The sequence below is a fragment of the Ruegeria sp. CDSB114 genome, from assembly GCF_059611025.1.
Genome location: NZ_JBXWOT010000011.1, coordinates 106950 through 123457 on the forward strand (window position 1 = coordinate 106950; position 16508 = coordinate 123457).

A 16508-nucleotide genomic window follows, 5' to 3' on the forward strand; every position below is an offset into this window, starting at 1 on the left:
GATGCCAGTGGTTCCAAAAAACCTGACGACGGACATGATGGCATCTACCGAATGGACGTCGCGTCTGGTGAATACCGTCTGATCCTCAGCCTTGCGCAGCTCAAAACCCATCAGCCGACACCGTCGATGGACAAGGCCATCCATTGGATCACTCATCTTGAGGCCAACCCATCCGGTTCACGCTTCCTATTTATCCACCGCTGGACTGAACGGGTCGAGGACGAGACATGCTTCCTGCACCGCCTCTATACCGTGAACGGCGACGGGACGGATTTGCACATGCTTGAATGCTCGGACCACCCGTTGCCGCAACTCGCCGACGGTTTTGACCCGAATACGGTAGGGACGTTCGATTATGAAAAGTCGGAATACCAAATCTCACACCCGATGTGGAAATCGGACAATGAGGTGATCGTATGGGGGCCACATGACGGGGCAATCCATTATCATCTATACGATGACACGACAGGCAAGGTGGATGTCATTGGGCCGGGCATCCTGACTGAAAACGGGCACATGACCTATTCCAGTGGCGGGCGCTGGATCCTGTCCGACACCTATCCCGATGCCGACACGAACGAGCGCGTCCTGTTTTTGTTCGATACGAAGACCGGAGCACGGCATGACCTTGGGTCGTTCTACACGCCGCCCGATCTGGGTAAGCACAACCGCTGCGACCTTCACCCGCGCTGGAGCCATGGCAACAACACGGTCTGCATTGACTCCGTGCATGAAGGGGCACGGCAGATGTATCTGGTGGATGTGTCAGCAATCACTACCGAGCAGTGAGCATTCCCCCTGACGTCGGGTGGCGTTTGGCTTGCCCAAATCCCGCCTAACCCAAAAAAAGAAGCCAAAGGATCTCCGGTCCTGTGGGAGCGCAAAAGAGATCGTTACCCGAACGAGGGGCGCCCCTTTTGGATGTTTGGGGACACAAACCCTGATCGCGGGCCTGACCCAAGATGCACTGATGGCTCCGTGGGTCATCAAGGGCGCAATAGACGGTCCTGCCTTCGCCGCCTACATCCGCCAAGTGCTGATCCCTGAGATCGCGCCGGGCACCGTGGTCATCCTCGACAATCTCGCCACGCTTCGAAACAAAGAGCCTGCCCACGCCCTGCGCGAACGCGGCTGCTGGTTCCTCTAAGCGCTGACGTCAGACACAACAACGTCAAAGCTAGTTATTATTTGGCGAGGTCAGGCATATAAAGTGCCTGACCCATTTGTTTAGTTCAGACCCCACCGAGCAGCGACTTCGTCGAAAAACCCCTGGGATTTTCTCAGCTTGATCCAGTTGTTGACGTAGTTGATCCACACCTGATCTCCTTGCGGTAGAATCATCGCAATTGGTGTTTTTGAGCGAGGTTCCTCAACTTGGATCTGACGCACGTTCGGGAATTTAGTCACAAGCGTTGAGCCTTCAATGTTGGACGTTACAAAAACATCCGCACGTCCCGAAATCACTTCTTGGTGGCCCAATGCGGGTGCTTCTACGATTTTGATATCTGCATTCGGGAACCATGCTTTGACCTGCCGTTCAAACGTAGTGCCCAGTGTCGCCGCTACTTTGACGTCCGGTTGATCAATTGAATCCCAACCGTCAAAGCGGTCAATCTTGTCTGCGGTTGTGAAGGGTAAAATTTCAACATCGATGTAACTTTCAGAGAACCCAGCAGCCTTCATGCGCGCGGGGCTAATAGATGCGGAACCCGTCAAATGATAGTTGCCGGCCACCGCTCCATTCACAAGGGTCTTCCAGTCTGTTGGCACAAATTCGAGCTCTACATCGAGATCGGCAGCGAGCTGCTTCATTACGTCGATATCATAGCCTTCAAATGTATTGGTGGCAGGGTTTCTCACGGACATCGGGTTCCAGTCTCCCGTCGTGCCTACCATGAGCGTACCCGATTCAAGAATGTCGGTCAGAGCTGATCTTCCCGAATCCTGTGCTACTACCGGAGACCCGAAAAATGCCACCAGTGCTGCGGTTAGTCCAGTCTTAATGAGTTTCCTCATGTCGTCCTCCTTGCTGTCAACCTTAGTGTTTTTGATCGTTGATTATGTATGTGGAACATATACCTTGCCCTTTTATGTTGCGCCTGTAAAGATAATGTGCATACAAAATATGAATAGAGATAGTTTAATGGAGGCGCACATGGCAAGTAGTGATGTCGATGCAATCGAAGTCAAAGACCTCAATAAGTGGTATGGCGACTTCCATGTCCTAAAAGAGGTTTCATTGAACGTCTCTGAGGGTGAGAAAATTGTTGTCTGCGGACCGTCCGGATCCGGCAAGTCAACTTTGATCCGATGCATAAACCACCTTGAGACCCATGGGACCGGCACAATCAAAGTGAACGGAATTAAGTTGGAAGAAGATAAGAGTTCCATCGAGCGCATTCGTTCCGAAATTGGCATGGTGTTCCAGCAATTCAATCTTTTCCCCCACCTGACCATTTTACAGAATCTGATGCTTGGCCCAACCATCGCACTGAAGAAATCTAAAAAAGAAGCTGAAGAGATTGCTATGTCCTATCTGGAACGAGTGCGCATTCCAGAGCAGGCTCACAAACGCCCGATACAGCTTTCTGGAGGTCAGCAGCAGAGGGTCGCGATCGCCAGATCCCTTTGCATGCAACCAAAGATCATGTTGTTCGATGAACCAACTTCGGCGCTTGACCCGGAAATGATCAACGAAGTTCTCGACGTTATGGTTGGCCTCGCCGAAGATGGCATGACAATGATCTGCGTCACGCATGAAATGGGGTTCGCGCGCAAAGCGGCTGATCGGATGGTCTTTATGGATCATGGTCAAGTTGTTGAAACAGGCAAGCCACAAGATTTCTTTACATCGCCAAAATCAGAACGGTGCCGACAATTTCTGGATCAGATTTTGCAGCACTAGGGAGCGAAGACATGAACCTCAAATTACTCACATTCTTCTGCCTCTTATTTGTGCTGCCCGGATGCAATTCCGCACCCGGCACATGGGGCTGGTACGTCATTGATCCAACCAACGAGGCTGGCTGGATTAACGTCAAATTCCTGTTCAGCGGGATGGGCACAACAATTCAGATGTCGATCATTGCGGCAGTTTTGTCGATGATCCTGGGTCTGATTGTGGCTCTACCAGGTATGAGTAACAAACGCATCCTGCGTTTACCTTCGCGCCTATATATTGAATTTGTCCGCGCGATCCCCTTGCTCCCTTTGCTTTTCTGGGTTTTCTACGGCCTACCGGTTGTACTGGGATCAATTCTAGGGTTCACCGTTGCAATTGATCCATTTTGGGGTGCGATCATTACGTTGGTGATTTCAGATAGTGCATTCACTGCGGAGATCTATCGATCCGGCATCCAATCTATCCCAAAAGGTCAATCCGAAGCAGCACAAACAGTCGGACTCAATTACTTTCAGACCATGCGCTATGTTATTCTGCCTCAGGCAATTCGACGCATTTTGCCACCTCTTGCGAACCAGTTCATCTATATCGTCAAAATGTCCGCCTTTGCCTCTGTGATTGGCATGCAAGAACTGACACGGCGCGCAAATGAACTGGTGGTGTCGGAGTATCGGCCGCTGGAAATCTACTCTCTGTTGATCCTGGAATATCTTATCCTTGTCCTGATCATCAGCGCCTTCGTGCGCTGGCTGGAGCGTAAGATGGGATCAAACGAAGCGGCCTAATAAACAGTAGAGTGCGCGTATGTCGCGCACTCCTGAGCCACCCCGGGGACGCCGAGAAGCCAAATGTGACACAGCTCAAACAGAGAATTCATCGAAAGCCTCTAGCGCCTTTGCGCTGAATGCAATCGAGGGTCCGCCCCCCATATAGCTGATCATTGTCAACGCATCGATGAACTCTTCACGTGTGGTGCCCATGCGCACAAGGGACCTTGTATGAAATCCAATACAGCTTTCGCAGCGCGTTGAAATGGCGATGCCCAAGGCGATCAGCTCTTTGACTTTTTCGGACAGCGGCCCATCGTTCTTTGCCGGGGACCCCATCTTGTCAAACCCCGCAAACGTCTCGGGTGCGTTTTTCTGAAATTCGCCAAGGCGTTTTACCGTGTCATTCAGGAAGATTTTCCAGCTCATCAGGTTCTCCATAGCAGAGTGTTGTTTATGTATAGAGTTATATTATATATGTTTGATATATTTATCCACAAGCATATAGTTTCAGTACGGCCCTGCAATTAGCACAGCCGTTTCTGGCAAGACAATAAAAGCGAATGATCGCGCGCACTGCTCAATAGAGGAATGACGAAATGAAGCTAGAGGCAATGACTTGGCAGGAAGTAGAACGCTATCTTGAAGATGTAGACTCAATCATGATCCCAGTTGGCTCGACCGAACAGCACGGGCCAATAGGTCTTATTGGGACAGACACAATTTGCGCCCGGGAAATTGCACAGCAGGCGGCGACCAAATCTGGCGCAATCGTAGCGCCTGAAATTCCGTACACCCCTGCCCCTTTCAATATGGGTTTTCCCGGCACGGTTTCGGTTGACCGATCCGTCTTTGAGGCGCTGTGCGAACAGGTCTTTTCCGCCCTTGCACACCACGGGTTTCGAAAAATCTATATCCTGAATGGCCATGGAGCCAACCTTGAGCCGCTTAGAACCGTCATCACCAAGCTGGACCAGGTGTCATTCCAACTGCGCAGCTGGTGGGAGTTTCCCGAGGTCAATGCACTGCGCTCATCGCTTTATGGTGAATGGGAAGGCATGCACGCAACACCGTCAGAAGTCGCTGTCAGCCAAGCACGAACTGGCATTGTCCACAGTGGTGCAGAAGAGGCACCACAAAAGCTATCCAAAGAATTCATCCGCACCCATGCTGGTGATCGACATGGCCCGCCGGACGAGCATCGGCAAATGTTTCCAGATGGTCGGGTCGGATCCCACTCGGCGTTGGCAAACAAGGAAGATGGTCAGCGGCTTTTTGATTTGGCTGCCGCTGCAGTGTCCCAAGATTTTGACGCATTCAGCTTACAATTGCTGGCAAAAGGTTCGGGATAAGACGCAGCTTATGATGGGGAATAGTTTGTTCCCTCAACAATAGCGTCTAAAGGCGCGCCGTCATGGAATATCCGCGACCAAAGCTCATGCGCGCGAAAGTCACCGGAACCCCATCGAGCCATGTCGTGCGTTCAGCAACGAATATGGCTTCACCGTCCCTAACCATGAGAAACTCTGACAAAGATTGATCTGCGGAACTGGCAAAAAAACGGATTTCGACATCCGTATATGGAACTTCTTTGACTAACCATTCGTTAGGTCCTGAATCTTGAAAATCGGCGTTTTCGACTTCTGGGACTGCATTGATGCTGATCCAGCGATCCTCAAACTGAAATGGCGTGCCGCCAGCATAGTGCATGCATCGCAAGTGAAGAACGCGATCCTTTTCTTTGAGGCCGAGCCGCGCCCGCTGCCATTCCGGTGCGGGTAAAATTTCGCGCGTAACAAGGCTGTAGCGATATTCTGAACCGGTATCTTCGATTTCAGCCCGAATGAGCGGTATGGCGAATTTCGCATTTCGGACAGGGTTTGGATTGACGCGCGTGCCTGCTTTTCGCTTGCGATCCAGATACCCTTCCTCTGCCAGCTCCCTCATAGCTCTGTTGACCGTTGCACGGGCACATCCAAACTGCTCTGCGAGATCAGTTTCTCCAGGAACTAGGGCGCCTGGTTTCCAAGATTTGTCGCGAATCCGAGCAAGTATTTCTGCCTTAATATCTCGATAGCTCTTTTTGCGCGAGTTCAAGTTGGTTTCTCCTCCATATGTATAAATTTATCGTTATAATGCTCGCAGTTAACCAAATTATCAAGGTTCAAGTACATGCAGGTAATCCCGTCAGCCAAGTTCACTACTACAAGATGGAAAAACGGTGGGGGAATAACTCACGAAATCGCCGTGCGCAGATGCGCAAACAACTTTATCTGGCGTCTAAGCGTCGCAGAAGTTTCATCAAATGGTCCATTCTCGGTCTTCCCAGCCATGGAGAGAATTCTGACGGTAATTCACGGCGATGGCATTCATTTGCATCACGAGGAAGGGACAATTTTGGCGCGTCCCTACCAGCCGGTTCGTTTCTCTGGTGAGCTGCCAATTGAATCTGTTCTAGTCTCGAGCGTCGTGCAGGATTTCAACTTGATCTATGACCCGACCAAAGTAAGCGCAACGGTCAAGAAAGTTGACGCGGCGGATGTCGGATCTCTGGTGCCCTCAACGAACCGAGAGTTTGCCCTCTACTGCGCAAGTGGCGAAGCAGAAACCGCGAATGGTGAATTATTACCCGATGGGTCCTGCACTTTGTTTGAACAGAACGTGTCAATCGCTGGCACACACTCAACTACAGAATTACTTCTGGTCACTCTTGATTACATTACCTAAAGCGCTGCCGTAAGTTCTTCCATAGACGCCTTATAGAGTCGCAATATTTCCTCTCTTCTGATGTGCCGACCGTCGCGAACGACGTGACGACCTGCAGACCAAACTTCCTTGATCACGTGATCCCCCGCGGCGAAACATAGTCCATCTAACAATTGATGGTCTTGTAGCGCGAACAGAGTCGCGTTGGAGCGGTCAATCGCAAGCAGATCAGCAACAGCTCCCACCCTGATTGCACCGCTCTCACGGCCCAGTGATTGCGCGCCTCCCGCGGCAGCGCCGAGGTAAAGTGTTTCGCCAGTGGACCCCTTTCCGTCAACAAGGACATTGCGTGCCATGTCGCGTAGGCGCTGGGAGTATTCCAACTGTCGCAACTCTTCAGTGAGGGAGATGCGAACATTGGAATCAGATCCAAGGCCGAATGCGCCGCCTTTACTCAGGTAGGTTGGCCCATTGAACGGCCCATCCCCAAGATTTGCTTCTGTAATTGGGCAAAGGCCTGCAACCGCCCCGGAATTTGCCATCGAGACAGTCTCTTCTTCGGTCATATGGGTCGCATGGATCAGGCACCAGCGATCCGTGACATCCATATTTTTCAGAAGCCACTCAACAGGTCGCGCACCCAGCCATCCAGAAATCTCTTCAACTTCCAGCAGTTGTTCAGCGATATGTATGTGTACAGGCCCGGTAGGGTGCGCGCTCAAAACACTCTGAAGATCATCGGGTGTTGTCGCTCGCAATGAATGCGGTGCGATGCCAACACGAGTATCTGTATCCATCTGCTGTGCTGAAGTCTTTGCGCATTCCACCAATCTATTGAAGGTTTCAACGTCATTGCCAAAACGTAACTGGCCACCGGCGAGTGGCTTTTGCCCTGTGCCGCCATAGGTGTAGAGCACAGGAAGGTGGGTCAGACCGATCCCCGTATGATTTGCGGCGGCAAAAATCCGTTGCGATAACTCATCAAGCGCGTCATAGGCGCCGCCGTTCTGCTGGTGATGCACGTAGTGGAATTCACCGACCGAGGCATATCCAGCTTCAAGCATTTCCATGTAAACTAGCCCGGCGATGGCCTCGTACATTTCTGGAGTCAGATGAGTCAAGAACTTGTACATCAGTTGCCGCCAAGTCCAGAAACTGTCATTTCCGGCTGTGCGGTATTCTGTCATTCCAGCCATCGCCCGCTGGAATGTGTGACAGTGCAGGTTTGCAAGAGCCGGTAACAGACAATCAACTCGGACGTCACAATCGTTTGGCTGCGAGTCTTCGGACACCCTTAAGATGCGCCCATTATCGATCTCCAAACTGACATTCTTGCCCCAGTGGTCAGGGAGGCGGGTTTCACGGGCAAAAATGGTTGTCACATTTCTATCCTTTATGAATGGACATAATAAAATTAAATATATACAATTATTCCGGTGACGCAACAACTATGCGAGGATAATGGCACAATGACCCAGCATGTCATAACCAACTCCCAAGTCGCGACGATGTCAGGTGAAGATCCATATGGGCTACTGAATGACGGTGCCATCGCCATGGACGGCGACACCATTCTTTGGGTGGGAGATCGCTCAGAACTTCCTGCAGCATATGGAAAGTTCAAGGTGACCGATGTCGGCGGGCGCCTGATCACCCCTGCCCTGATTGATTGTCACACGCATCTTGTAGCGGGTGGTAATCGAGCCGTTGAATTTGAGATGCGTTTAAACGGCGCATCATATGAAGAGGTCGCGCGTGCGGGTGGGGGCATCATCTCGACTGTGAAAGCTACTCGGGCTGCGAGTGAAGACGAACTTTTGAAAGACGCGCTAACACTCGTAGATACTTTGATTGGCGAAGGTGTCGCCACCTTGGAAATTAAGTCCGGGTATGGCCTGGATCGGGATACCGAGCTGCGTATGTTGCGCGTGGCCCGCAGAATTGGAGTCGAGCGCCCGGTTCGAGTACGAACATCTTTCTTGGGCGCGCATGCTGTTCCACCTGAGTATGTCTGCCGCCCGGACGACTATATGAAAGAAGTTTGTATCCCGACGCTACACGCCGCCCACGATGAAGGCCTGGTCGACTCGGTTGATGGCTTTTGCGAAGGCATAGCATTCTTGCCTGATCAGATCGAAGAGCTATTCAAGGAAGCGAAGTCGCTTGGGTTGCCATTGAAGCTACACGCTGAGCAACTTTCCAATCTTGGGGGGGCAAAACTTGCCGCCCAATATGGTGCATTGTCTGCTGACCATATCGAGTATCTGGATGAAGACGGCGTCAAGGCGATGGCGAAAGCAGATACGGTCGCAGTCATCTTGCCGGGCGCATTTTACACCATCCGTGAAACACAAAAGCCACCCGTTGGTCTACTGCGCCGCTACGGCGTTCCAATGGCCATTTCCACAGATTCAAACCCGGGGTCATCCCCACTGACCTCATTGCTGCTTACTATGAATATGTGCTGCACTCTGTTTGAGATGACACCTGAGGAGGCCTGTTGGGTGCGACGCGTCATGCAGCAGCAGCACTTGGCTTGTCGGATCGTGGAGCATTGTCTACTGGCATGCGCGCCGATCTTGCCGTTTGGAATGTCCAACACCCTGCCGAGCTATCCTATCGTATCGGCTTTAACCCCCTATACAAACGCATTTATGGAGGCGAATTTTGAGCATTATTACTCTTAGGCCCGGCACGGCCACGCTTGCACAGCTTCAGGAAATTTTTCTGAAAGAACAGGCTGTAAAGCTACATGACAGCACACGGGACGTCGTCGATGAAGCCGCTCGTAGAATTGCGGAAGTTGCCGCTGGCGAGGCACCAGTCTATGGCGTGAATACTGGATTTGGCAAACTCGCCAGTCTCAAGATCCGGCGCGAAGACACGGCCACGCTTCAACGAAATTTGATCCTTAGCCATTGCTGTGGTGTCGGTGAGCCCATCTCGCGCTCGCATGCACGACTGGTCATGGCCTTGAAGCTTTTGTCACTTGGTCGCGGTGCATCGGGTGTCCGTTGGGACATTATCGCGCTTCTTGAAGGCATGCTAGCGCGTGGGGTCTCGCCGATTATTCCCGCACAGGGTTCGGTCGGCGCGTCGGGTGATCTTGCGCCTCTGGCGCATATGGCGGCCGTCATGATCGGTGAAGGTGAGGCCGAGTATAAGGGCGAAATATTACCTGGATCCATTGCGCTGACCAATGCAGGTTTGGAGCCCGTCATCTTGGGCCCGAAAGAAGGTTTGGCGCTTATCAACGGTACCCAGTTTTCGACAGCATTTGCATTGTCGGGTCTGTTTCGGGCATGGAGTGCTGCGCAATCCTCTTTAGTCACGTCCGCGCTGTCGACGGATGCGATTATGGGCTCGACAGCCCCTTTACAGCCCGAAATTCACGACCTTCGCGGCCATCAAGGTCAAATAGAAGTTGCAACATGTATGCGCGACCTGCTTGATGGATCAGAAATCCGTGAAAGCCATCGTGAAGGTGACAACAGGGTTCAGGACCCTTATTGCATTCGTTGCCAACCGCAGGTCACGGGTGCCGCAATGGATGTTTTGCGTCAAGCTGCGCGGACCCTCGAAATTGAGGCTAATGCGGCGACCGATAATCCACTGGTTCTGACCAAAGCCAACAAGATCGTGTCTGGCGGCAACTTTCATGCCGAACCGGTTGGATTTGCCGCTGATATGATTGCTCTGGCGATCTCTGAAATTGGTGCAATCGCTCAGAGGCGGGTTGCCCTTATGGTTGATCCAACGCTTTCGTTTGATTTGCCCCCGTTTCTGACCCCTGCCCCCGGTTTGAATTCTGGGCTGATGATTGCCGAAGTTACCACTGCCGCATTGATGAGCGAGAATAAGCATCTGGCCAATCCTTGCGTTACCGACAGCACACCGACAAGCGCCAATCAGGAGGACCACGTCAGCATGGCAGCACACGGTGCGGTTCGTCTTGGGAAAATGATGGACAACCTCAGCACCATTCTTGGCGTTGAGTTGTTGTGTTCCGTTCAAGGCATTGAATTTCGCGCTCCGTTGAAATCAAGCCCCGAACTTCAATCTGCGAGTGCACGATTGAGATCGGAAGTCGACGCTTTGAACGAAGATCGATACATGGCTCCAGATTTGCAAATTGCGACACAGATGGTTTCACGCGGAGATTTGCTTGACGCGGTAAAGGTAGCCATGCCGGAGTTGTGGGGATGAATCTCTTTGAGGTCACACAAGGAGACAGCCCGATTGTTCTGGGGCAGCCTCATGGTGGGACGTTTGTTCCGGATGATGTGTTTTCGCGACTTAATCCTCGCGGTCAGGGACTTGATGATACTGATTGGCACATTGCAAGGCTGCATGAGGGTCTTTTGCCGCAAGCGACCACTGTGCGATCCAATGTTCATCGATATGTCATTGATGCCAATCGCGATCCAAATGGGGCTTCGCTTTATCCCGGTCAGAACACGACAACTTTGTGTCCGATCACTGACTTTGACGGGGAAGCGATTTGGGAGGCAGGGCAAGAGCCATCAGAAGACGAAATCGTTGCACGCAAGGATGCATACCACAGCCCCTATCATCAGGCATTGCAACAACAACTAGATCGCGTGAGGGAACGGCATGGGATTGCTGTATTATATGATTGCCACTCAATTCGGTCCCAAATCCCGTTTCTTTTCAAAGGGACATTGCCAACCTTTTCGATTGGAACCAATGGTGGTGAAACCTGCGACGCGAACATCACCAACGCAGTCGTGTCGGTCTGCTCAGATGCAGACGGACATGAACAAGTCCTGAACGGCCGCTTTAAGGGGGGATGGACAACGCGCAACTATGGCCGACCGTCTGAAGGGGTTCACTCCATCCAGATGGAACTCGCGCAGCGATCCTACATGGAAGAAGCTGCGCCTTGGACCTATCAGCCTGAGCGCGCAAATAGGCTCCGCGTTCATCTGAAAAAGGCACTTACACAGATTGAAGAATTTGCCGTTAGCGAGGCCGGTACAAAATGAAGGAGACAAACATGCTTGATCGAAAGAACACCCGCGATATCTTTCCTCCAACGGGGTCTAAATTGAATGCCAAGAGCTGGCTAACAGAAGCACCACTTCGAATGCTCATGAATAACCTTCATCCGGATGTAGCAGAGAACCCTCACGAACTAGTAGTCTATGGTGGTATCGGACGCGCGGCCCGAACCTGGAAAGATTTCGATACAATTGTTGCAACGCTTAAAGACCTTGAGGCGGATGAGACATTGATCGTGCAATCCGGCCGGCCTGTCGCTGTTGTGAAAACTCACGCTGATGCACCGCGCGTCTTGATCGCCAACTCCAACCTTGTTCCCCACTGGGCAAACTGGGATCACTTTAACGCGCTCGATAAGAAAGGGCTGATGATGTACGGCCAGATGACCGCTGGGTCTTGGATTTACATCGGCAGTCAGGGCATCGTGCAAGGCACCTATGAAACCTTCGTTGAAGCAGGACGCCAACACTATGGCGGTGACCTGACAGGTAAATGGATTTTGACCGGCGGTCTGGGTGGCATGGGTGGCGCGCAACCGCTTGCGGCCGTCATGGCGGGTGCGTGCTGTTTAGCCGTGGAATGCAACCCGGATTCCATCGATTTCCGGTTGAGAACACGTTATGTCGACGAGAAGGCCGAAACACTGGACGAAGCCTTGGCGATGATCGACAAATGGACCGCTGCTGGTGAAGTCAAGTCAGTTGGCTTGCTGGGCAATGCGGCAGATGTTTTCAAAGAACTTGTGGAGCGCGGTGTGCGCCCTGACATGGTTACGGATCAGACCTCTGCCCATGACCCAATTCACGGCTATCTGCCGCAAGGCTGGACCATGGGCCAGTGGAAAGAAAAGCAGGAAAGCGCGCCTAAAGAAGTCGAGAAAGCCGCCCGTGCATCCATGAAGGTGCAGGTTAAGGCGATGTGCGATTTCCATGCGATGGGAATTCCGACCGTTGATTATGGCAATAACATCCGACAGATGGCGCTGGAAGAAGGTCTTGAAAACGCCTTTGATTTCCCCGGCTTCGTGCCCGCCTACATCCGTCCGCTGTTTTGTCGCGGGGTCGGCCCATTCCGTTGGGTTGCATTGTCGGGTGACCCCGAGGACATCTACAAAACTGATGCCAAGGTCAAAGAGTTGCTGCCTGACAACACCCATTTGCACAACTGGCTTGATATGGCCCGCGAACGGATCAATTTTCAGGGTCTTCCCGCCCGGATTTGCTGGGTCGGCCTTGGCGACCGTCATCGACTGGGTCTTGCGTTTAACGAAATGGTCAAGAGCGGCGAGTTGTCTGCGCCTGTTGTCATTGGCCGCGATCATTTGGATTCTGGCTCTGTTGCATCTCCAAACCGCGAAACAGAATCAATGAAGGACGGCTCAGACGCTGTATCGGACTGGCCGCTTCTCAATGCTCTGGTCAATACCGCCTCGGGAGCAACGTGGGTCAGTATTCACCATGGCGGCGGAGTCGGTATGGGCTTTAGCCAGCACTCTGGCGTGGTCATCTGTGCGGATGGCACTGACGAGGCCGCAAAAAGGCTGGAGCGCGTGCTGTGGAATGACCCTGCTTCAGGCGTTTGGCGGCATGCTGACGCCGGCTATGAAGATGCAATTGAATGTGCGCGCGAAAAAGGTCTGCGTCTTCCCACCATTCTTGGAAATTAGGGGCATGACAATCCGGCTGGCAGATATCGCCTGCCGGGCTGCTTGAGTATTTGTTTTTCACCACAATAAGCAGGGAGTTACCCGATGTCCGCTTGGATAAAAATGATCGCCGATGAAGACGCTGACGAGACGTTGAAGACGGCACTTGATTTCGCCCGTACACCACATGGCACCGTTGACAATGTAATGCGCGTCCATTCGTTGCGGCCGCAAACGATGAATGGCCACGTTGTTCTTTATCGAGCGTGCCTGCATGACAATGCTAACACCATTCCGATGTGGTTTCAGGAGGTCATCAGCTCATATGTTTCGACTCTGAATACTTGCCCCTATTCTTATGCCAACCATTGGTCGAACGCACGCCATCTGATTGGTGATGATGTCAAGGCGGATATGGTAGAGGCTGCGCTTCAGGCACACCGCCCGGAAGATGCATTTGAAGGCGCGCAATTGGCCTTATTGCAATATGCCGAGAAACTCACTTTGAAGCCGGGCAAAATGGTTGAGACCGATGTGCAGGCTTTGAAAGATGCGGGTGTCGATGATGGCGAGATACTCGAAGCCAATCAAATTATTGGATATTTTAACTATGCCAACCGTCTTTTGAACGGTCTTGGCGTAACGACGGGCGGCGATGTTGTTGGGTATTACAAAACCGATGTTGCATGTAAGTAAATAATATGCATATGATGCAATCTTCGCAACTATCAAAGGACGCATCGCAATGACTCTCGCAACAGCAGCTTCAACCGACACAATGACAATTCCCGTTGTAGACATCACTCCGTTGCGTGATGGCAGCGATCCACAATTAGTTGCGCGGTCTCTGCACGCGGCAAATACCGGGCTAGGCTTTATTTACATCAAGGGTCACGGCATCCCCGAGGAATTGATTTCCAGTGCCCGGGCCACAGCTTTGGAATTTTTCCACATGTCGGCCGATGCCAAGGAGACAGTTCGCGTGACCGACAACCATCGCGGCTGGATCGGGTCGGGTGGTGCAAAAATGGACGACGATGCAAAGCCGGATCTTAAGGAGAGTTTTGTTTGGGGATATCAGGACAAAGGCGCAGAAATCCTGACTGACCATAATCTTCGTGGTGTCAACAAATGGCCAGAGAGCCTACCGAACCTGGAAAAAACGTGCATGCAGTATTTTAAGGCTGCGCATGATGTCGCCGAACTTCTCATGCGTGGTTTTGCTATGGGTCTTGGGCTTGCGGAAGACGCCTTCCTCAAAACCAATGATAAGCCGATCAGCCGAAACTCTTTTGTCTACTATCCGCCCCAGGAAAAGGGTGCCGACGATGGGCAATTTGGCGTTGGACCGCACACCGACTTCGGCGTCCTGACCGTTTTGTGTCAGGATTCAGTCGGCGGTTTGCAAGTTCAGGGGTTGGACGGTGAATGGCTTGACGCATCACCGATTGAAGGCACTCTTATTGTCAATGTTGGCGATCTTTTGGCGCGATGGACTGACGGCGCTTATCACTCGACCGTTCACCGGGTCATCAATGATACCGGCAAAGAACGCCTGTCAATCGTGCTTGCCTATGACCCCAACCCCGAGACATCCATAGATGCCAAAGACATTTTCGGGGATGGTTATGTTCCAAAACAAGATGCTATAACCTGCGGTGACTATCTCGATTGGCGGTTTGCCCGGGCGTTTGCGCATAAAAATGGATGAAGACACCAATCAGGAAAGCAGCTCCGAAGTTGACGCGGCCATCGGCCGTGCCATTCGACAGCTCAGAGAAACATCAGGGATGACAGCGAAAGCGCTGGCTGAAAAATCCCTTGTGTCGGCGGCCATGATCAGCCGGATCGAGAATGGACTTGCGTCAGCTTCGCTTTCATCCCTGCATGCGCTGGCGAAAGCTCTGGATGTGCCGCTGGTGGCGCTGTTTGGCGAGACTACCAGCCGCCAATGTGACTTTACCCATCTGCGTGCAGGACAGGGTATCCCATCGGCGCGGATGGCAGATGGGCACCTGCATGAGTTTGTCCAATTGGCTGTCCACAATCGCGTCGACCTACTTTTTTCCGCGGTTCAGGTCACGTTAACGCGGCAAGACATGTCCCCACCCAGCTACACCGGGCGCGGCGTTGTTTTCCTGCGGGTTCTATCTGGAGAGGCAATCTACCGCTATGGCAAGATAGAGATGACATTGGTCGAGGGGGACACGCTTTCCATTGATTCCGAACTGCCCCACGGATTCGTAAGATTACTTACCCCCAAATTTGAATATCTCTCTGTTCAGGCGGAATCTCGGTAGCACCGAATAATTGACGATGCTCCAAAGCGTCTTGCCCAAAACCTGACTCACTGGTTTTGGGCAGGGCGCACGAAGCATTCAACTGTTGCGCGGCGCCTGACCTTATCCCTGTCTCAGGTATAAGGACGCTTTAGAAAGCACATCAACCGGGTTCCAATACCTACATCTTAATATCTGCGGCGGGTGTATCGGGCGGCCTTTGATCAGAACGGCAGATACTTGGTTATCGCAACACTATTGATCCGCACAATCATTGGAGTTGATCAGCATATGTGTATCGGCTTGCACTTATTCATGGCTCGGATCGCAAACATCCCGGATTCTCGCTCGAATTAATTGCGTTTATCCGGGGACTTAAACTCACATAAAATGCGAATGAGATCAGATTATTTGCGACGGGATTGCAATCATCCGCCTCTGATCATACTAGATGCGAACGGGCCAATGCAGCGTAGAGCAGAATCTACGGCACTGAATGTAGCCATTGGTTGACCCAAACTTTTGCTGGCGTGCTAAACGTGGGAAATGTGGATGACAACCTTAAAGGCCTTAAAATACACACGCCATTCTATCTGACTGGTCGGACACGTAGGCACATGAGCGAACAACCGGCTAAAGCTCCAATCGATACTTCGACTGCCGAGCTTGAATCAGACGGCCCCCAAAAGACCAAGATTCTCAATCTGCCCTACGGCGAAAGCAACCCTTACCAACGCATGATGTATTGGGAGGAGGCGTCCAACTACACGATCCTACCAGGAAAACGCAACTTTACGCGGATGGTTAGACAGGCGAAGCGAGGCAGATTTTCTGCGATGCATCTTCATTGGGATGACCTGATCTTCCACTTGGACAGGTTGCAAGACCCGACCGATCAGAAGCAGAAAAACGCCACGGTTTTGAACGTGTTAAAAAAGATCAAGAGCTTTGGTATACCGATCCTGTTTACAGTTCACAATGCGCGACCGCATCGACCCGGAGCCAGCTTTGGCAGCTTCATAAACCTGCGGCGAAACATTTGCGATCTCAGTGATGTCATACACGTCCATACAGAATACGCCGCCGATCACATCTGTCTTGAGTACCGTGTGTCAATCCCGGCGCAAAATGGGTCAGTTTCCCGGTGTAAAATTGGACAGTTTGGTTGGGAGTTAGCTGCGCCTTGG

General features: G+C 52.0%; 16 protein-coding genes and 2 pseudogenes. 14 read left to right on the forward strand and 4 right to left on the reverse strand.

The features are described 5' to 3' along the window. The first annotated feature begins 51 nt into the window (after positions 1-51). On the forward strand, positions 52-789 hold the full coding sequence (locus tag AC2FIP_RS18325) for a hypothetical protein (protein ID WP_496787626.1): 738 nt from the start codon (positions 52-54) through the stop codon (positions 787-789). 136 nt (positions 790-925) lie between these two features. Continuing rightward, positions 926-1147, forward strand: a complete 222-nt coding sequence (locus AC2FIP_RS18330; RefSeq protein ID WP_496774861.1) for a hypothetical protein — start codon at positions 926-928, stop codon at positions 1145-1147. An 80-nt stretch (positions 1148-1227) separates the two neighbouring features. Here AC2FIP_RS18330 and AC2FIP_RS18335 read toward each other — a convergent pair whose 3' ends face one another. Further along, on the reverse strand, positions 1228-2016 hold the full coding sequence (locus tag AC2FIP_RS18335; protein WP_496774860.1) for a transporter substrate-binding domain-containing protein: 789 nt from the start codon (positions 2014-2016) through the stop codon (positions 1228-1230). A gap of 139 nt (positions 2017-2155) precedes the next feature. On the opposite strand from AC2FIP_RS18335, the gene AC2FIP_RS18340 reads away from it, so the two are divergent. Further along, positions 2156-2905: an amino acid ABC transporter ATP-binding protein gene (locus tag AC2FIP_RS18340; protein ID WP_496774859.1), complete on the forward strand. Its 750-nt coding sequence runs from the start codon at positions 2156-2158 to the stop codon at positions 2903-2905. A gap of 11 nt (positions 2906-2916) precedes the next feature. Further along, positions 2917-3687 carry an amino acid ABC transporter permease gene (locus AC2FIP_RS18345; RefSeq protein WP_496774858.1) on the forward strand — a complete coding sequence of 257 codons (771 nt, stop codon included), beginning with the start codon at positions 2917-2919 and terminating at the stop codon, positions 3685-3687. A gap of 75 nt (positions 3688-3762) precedes the next feature. Here AC2FIP_RS18345 and AC2FIP_RS18350 read toward each other — a convergent pair whose 3' ends face one another. Further along, a complete protein-coding gene (locus AC2FIP_RS18350) occupies positions 3763-4098 on the reverse strand; it encodes a carboxymuconolactone decarboxylase family protein (RefSeq protein ID WP_496774857.1) in 336 nt (111 codons plus the stop codon). Between the two features lie 170 nt (positions 4099-4268). On the opposite strand from AC2FIP_RS18350, the gene AC2FIP_RS18355 reads away from it, so the two are divergent. Beyond that, entirely contained in the window at positions 4269-5021 is a 753-nt protein-coding gene (locus AC2FIP_RS18355; protein ID WP_496774856.1) for a creatininase family protein, read from the forward strand. Positions 5022-5067: 46 nt separating this feature from the next. Here the strand turns inward: AC2FIP_RS18355 and hutC are convergent, their stop codons facing one another. Next, positions 5068-5766: a histidine utilization transcriptional repressor HutC gene (gene hutC, locus AC2FIP_RS18360; RefSeq protein WP_496774855.1), complete on the reverse strand. Its 699-nt coding sequence runs from the start codon at positions 5764-5766 to the stop codon at positions 5068-5070. A 75-nt stretch (positions 5767-5841) separates the two neighbouring features. Between hutC and AC2FIP_RS18365 the strand changes: the two genes are divergently transcribed. Further along, positions 5842-6396, forward strand: coding sequence for a HutD/Ves family protein (locus AC2FIP_RS18365; protein ID WP_496774854.1), 555 nt, complete (start codon positions 5842-5844; stop codon positions 6394-6396). Here AC2FIP_RS18365 and AC2FIP_RS18370 read toward each other — a convergent pair. Further along, positions 6393-7757, reverse strand: coding sequence for a formimidoylglutamate deiminase (locus AC2FIP_RS18370; RefSeq protein WP_496774853.1), 1365 nt, complete (start codon positions 7755-7757; stop codon positions 6393-6395). The two genes, AC2FIP_RS18365 and AC2FIP_RS18370, sit on opposite strands and share 4 nt — an antisense overlap. 87 nt (positions 7758-7844) lie before the next feature. On the opposite strand from AC2FIP_RS18370, the pseudogene hutI reads away from it, so the two are divergent. The 8 genes and pseudogenes from hutI to AC2FIP_RS18410 all read left to right on the forward strand — a co-directional run. Next, positions 7845-9046, forward strand: a pseudogene (hutI, locus tag AC2FIP_RS18375) (imidazolonepropionase). A gap of 2 nt (positions 9047-9048) precedes the next feature. Beyond that, entirely contained in the window at positions 9049-10581 is a 1533-nt protein-coding gene (hutH, locus tag AC2FIP_RS18380) for a histidine ammonia-lyase (protein WP_496774865.1), read from the forward strand. Further along, on the forward strand, positions 10578-11381 hold the full coding sequence (hutG, locus tag AC2FIP_RS18385) for an N-formylglutamate deformylase (RefSeq protein WP_496787628.1): 804 nt from the start codon (positions 10578-10580) through the stop codon (positions 11379-11381). The genes hutH and hutG overlap by 4 nt, the downstream gene beginning before the upstream one ends. A gap of 11 nt (positions 11382-11392) precedes the next feature. Beyond that, positions 11393-13063, forward strand: a complete 1671-nt coding sequence (gene hutU, locus AC2FIP_RS18390; protein ID WP_496774850.1) for a urocanate hydratase — start codon at positions 11393-11395, stop codon at positions 13061-13063. A gap of 84 nt (positions 13064-13147) precedes the next feature. Further along, positions 13148-13738 carry a peroxidase-related enzyme gene (locus tag AC2FIP_RS18395; RefSeq protein ID WP_496787629.1) on the forward strand — a complete coding sequence of 197 codons (591 nt, stop codon included), beginning with the start codon at positions 13148-13150 and terminating at the stop codon, positions 13736-13738. Positions 13739-13820: 82 nt separating this feature from the next. After that, positions 13821-14753: an isopenicillin N synthase family dioxygenase gene (locus AC2FIP_RS18400; protein ID WP_496787640.1), complete on the forward strand. Its 933-nt coding sequence runs from the start codon at positions 13821-13823 to the stop codon at positions 14751-14753. After that, positions 14746-15342, forward strand: coding sequence for a helix-turn-helix domain-containing protein (locus tag AC2FIP_RS18405; RefSeq protein WP_496774847.1), 597 nt, complete (start codon positions 14746-14748; stop codon positions 15340-15342). The genes AC2FIP_RS18400 and AC2FIP_RS18405 overlap by 8 nt, the downstream gene beginning before the upstream one ends. A 596-nt stretch (positions 15343-15938) precedes the next feature. After that, a pseudogene (locus AC2FIP_RS18410) lies at positions 15939-16508 on the forward strand (hypothetical protein); the annotation flags it as partial.

Excerpts from the sequence above, each read along its gene's own strand:
- AC2FIP_RS18325 (WP_496787626.1), top strand. The coding sequence starts at position 52 with ATGGACGTCGCGTCTGGTGAATACCGTCTGATCCTCAGCCTTGCGCAG.
- AC2FIP_RS18335 (WP_496774860.1), bottom strand. The coding sequence starts at position 2,016 with ATGAGGAAACTCATTAAGACTGGACTAACCGCAGCACTGGTGGCATTT.
- AC2FIP_RS18340 (WP_496774859.1), top strand. The coding sequence starts at position 2,156 with ATGGCAAGTAGTGATGTCGATGCAATCGAAGTCAAAGACCTCAATAAG.
- AC2FIP_RS18345 (WP_496774858.1), top strand. The coding sequence starts at position 2,917 with ATGAACCTCAAATTACTCACATTCTTCTGCCTCTTATTTGTGCTGCCC.
- AC2FIP_RS18350 (WP_496774857.1), bottom strand. The coding sequence starts at position 4,098 with ATGAGCTGGAAAATCTTCCTGAATGACACGGTAAAACGCCTTGGCGAA.
- AC2FIP_RS18355 (WP_496774856.1), top strand. The coding sequence starts at position 4,269 with ATGAAGCTAGAGGCAATGACTTGGCAGGAAGTAGAACGCTATCTTGAA.
- AC2FIP_RS18365 (WP_496774854.1), top strand. The coding sequence starts at position 5,842 with ATGCAGGTAATCCCGTCAGCCAAGTTCACTACTACAAGATGGAAAAAC.
- hutG (WP_496787628.1), top strand. The coding sequence starts at position 10,578 with ATGAATCTCTTTGAGGTCACACAAGGAGACAGCCCGATTGTTCTGGGG.
- hutU (WP_496774850.1), top strand. The coding sequence starts at position 11,393 with ATGCTTGATCGAAAGAACACCCGCGATATCTTTCCTCCAACGGGGTCT.
- AC2FIP_RS18395 (WP_496787629.1), top strand. The coding sequence starts at position 13,148 with ATGTCCGCTTGGATAAAAATGATCGCCGATGAAGACGCTGACGAGACG.
- AC2FIP_RS18400 (WP_496787640.1), top strand. The coding sequence starts at position 13,821 with ATGACAATTCCCGTTGTAGACATCACTCCGTTGCGTGATGGCAGCGAT.
- AC2FIP_RS18405 (WP_496774847.1), top strand. The coding sequence starts at position 14,746 with ATGGATGAAGACACCAATCAGGAAAGCAGCTCCGAAGTTGACGCGGCC.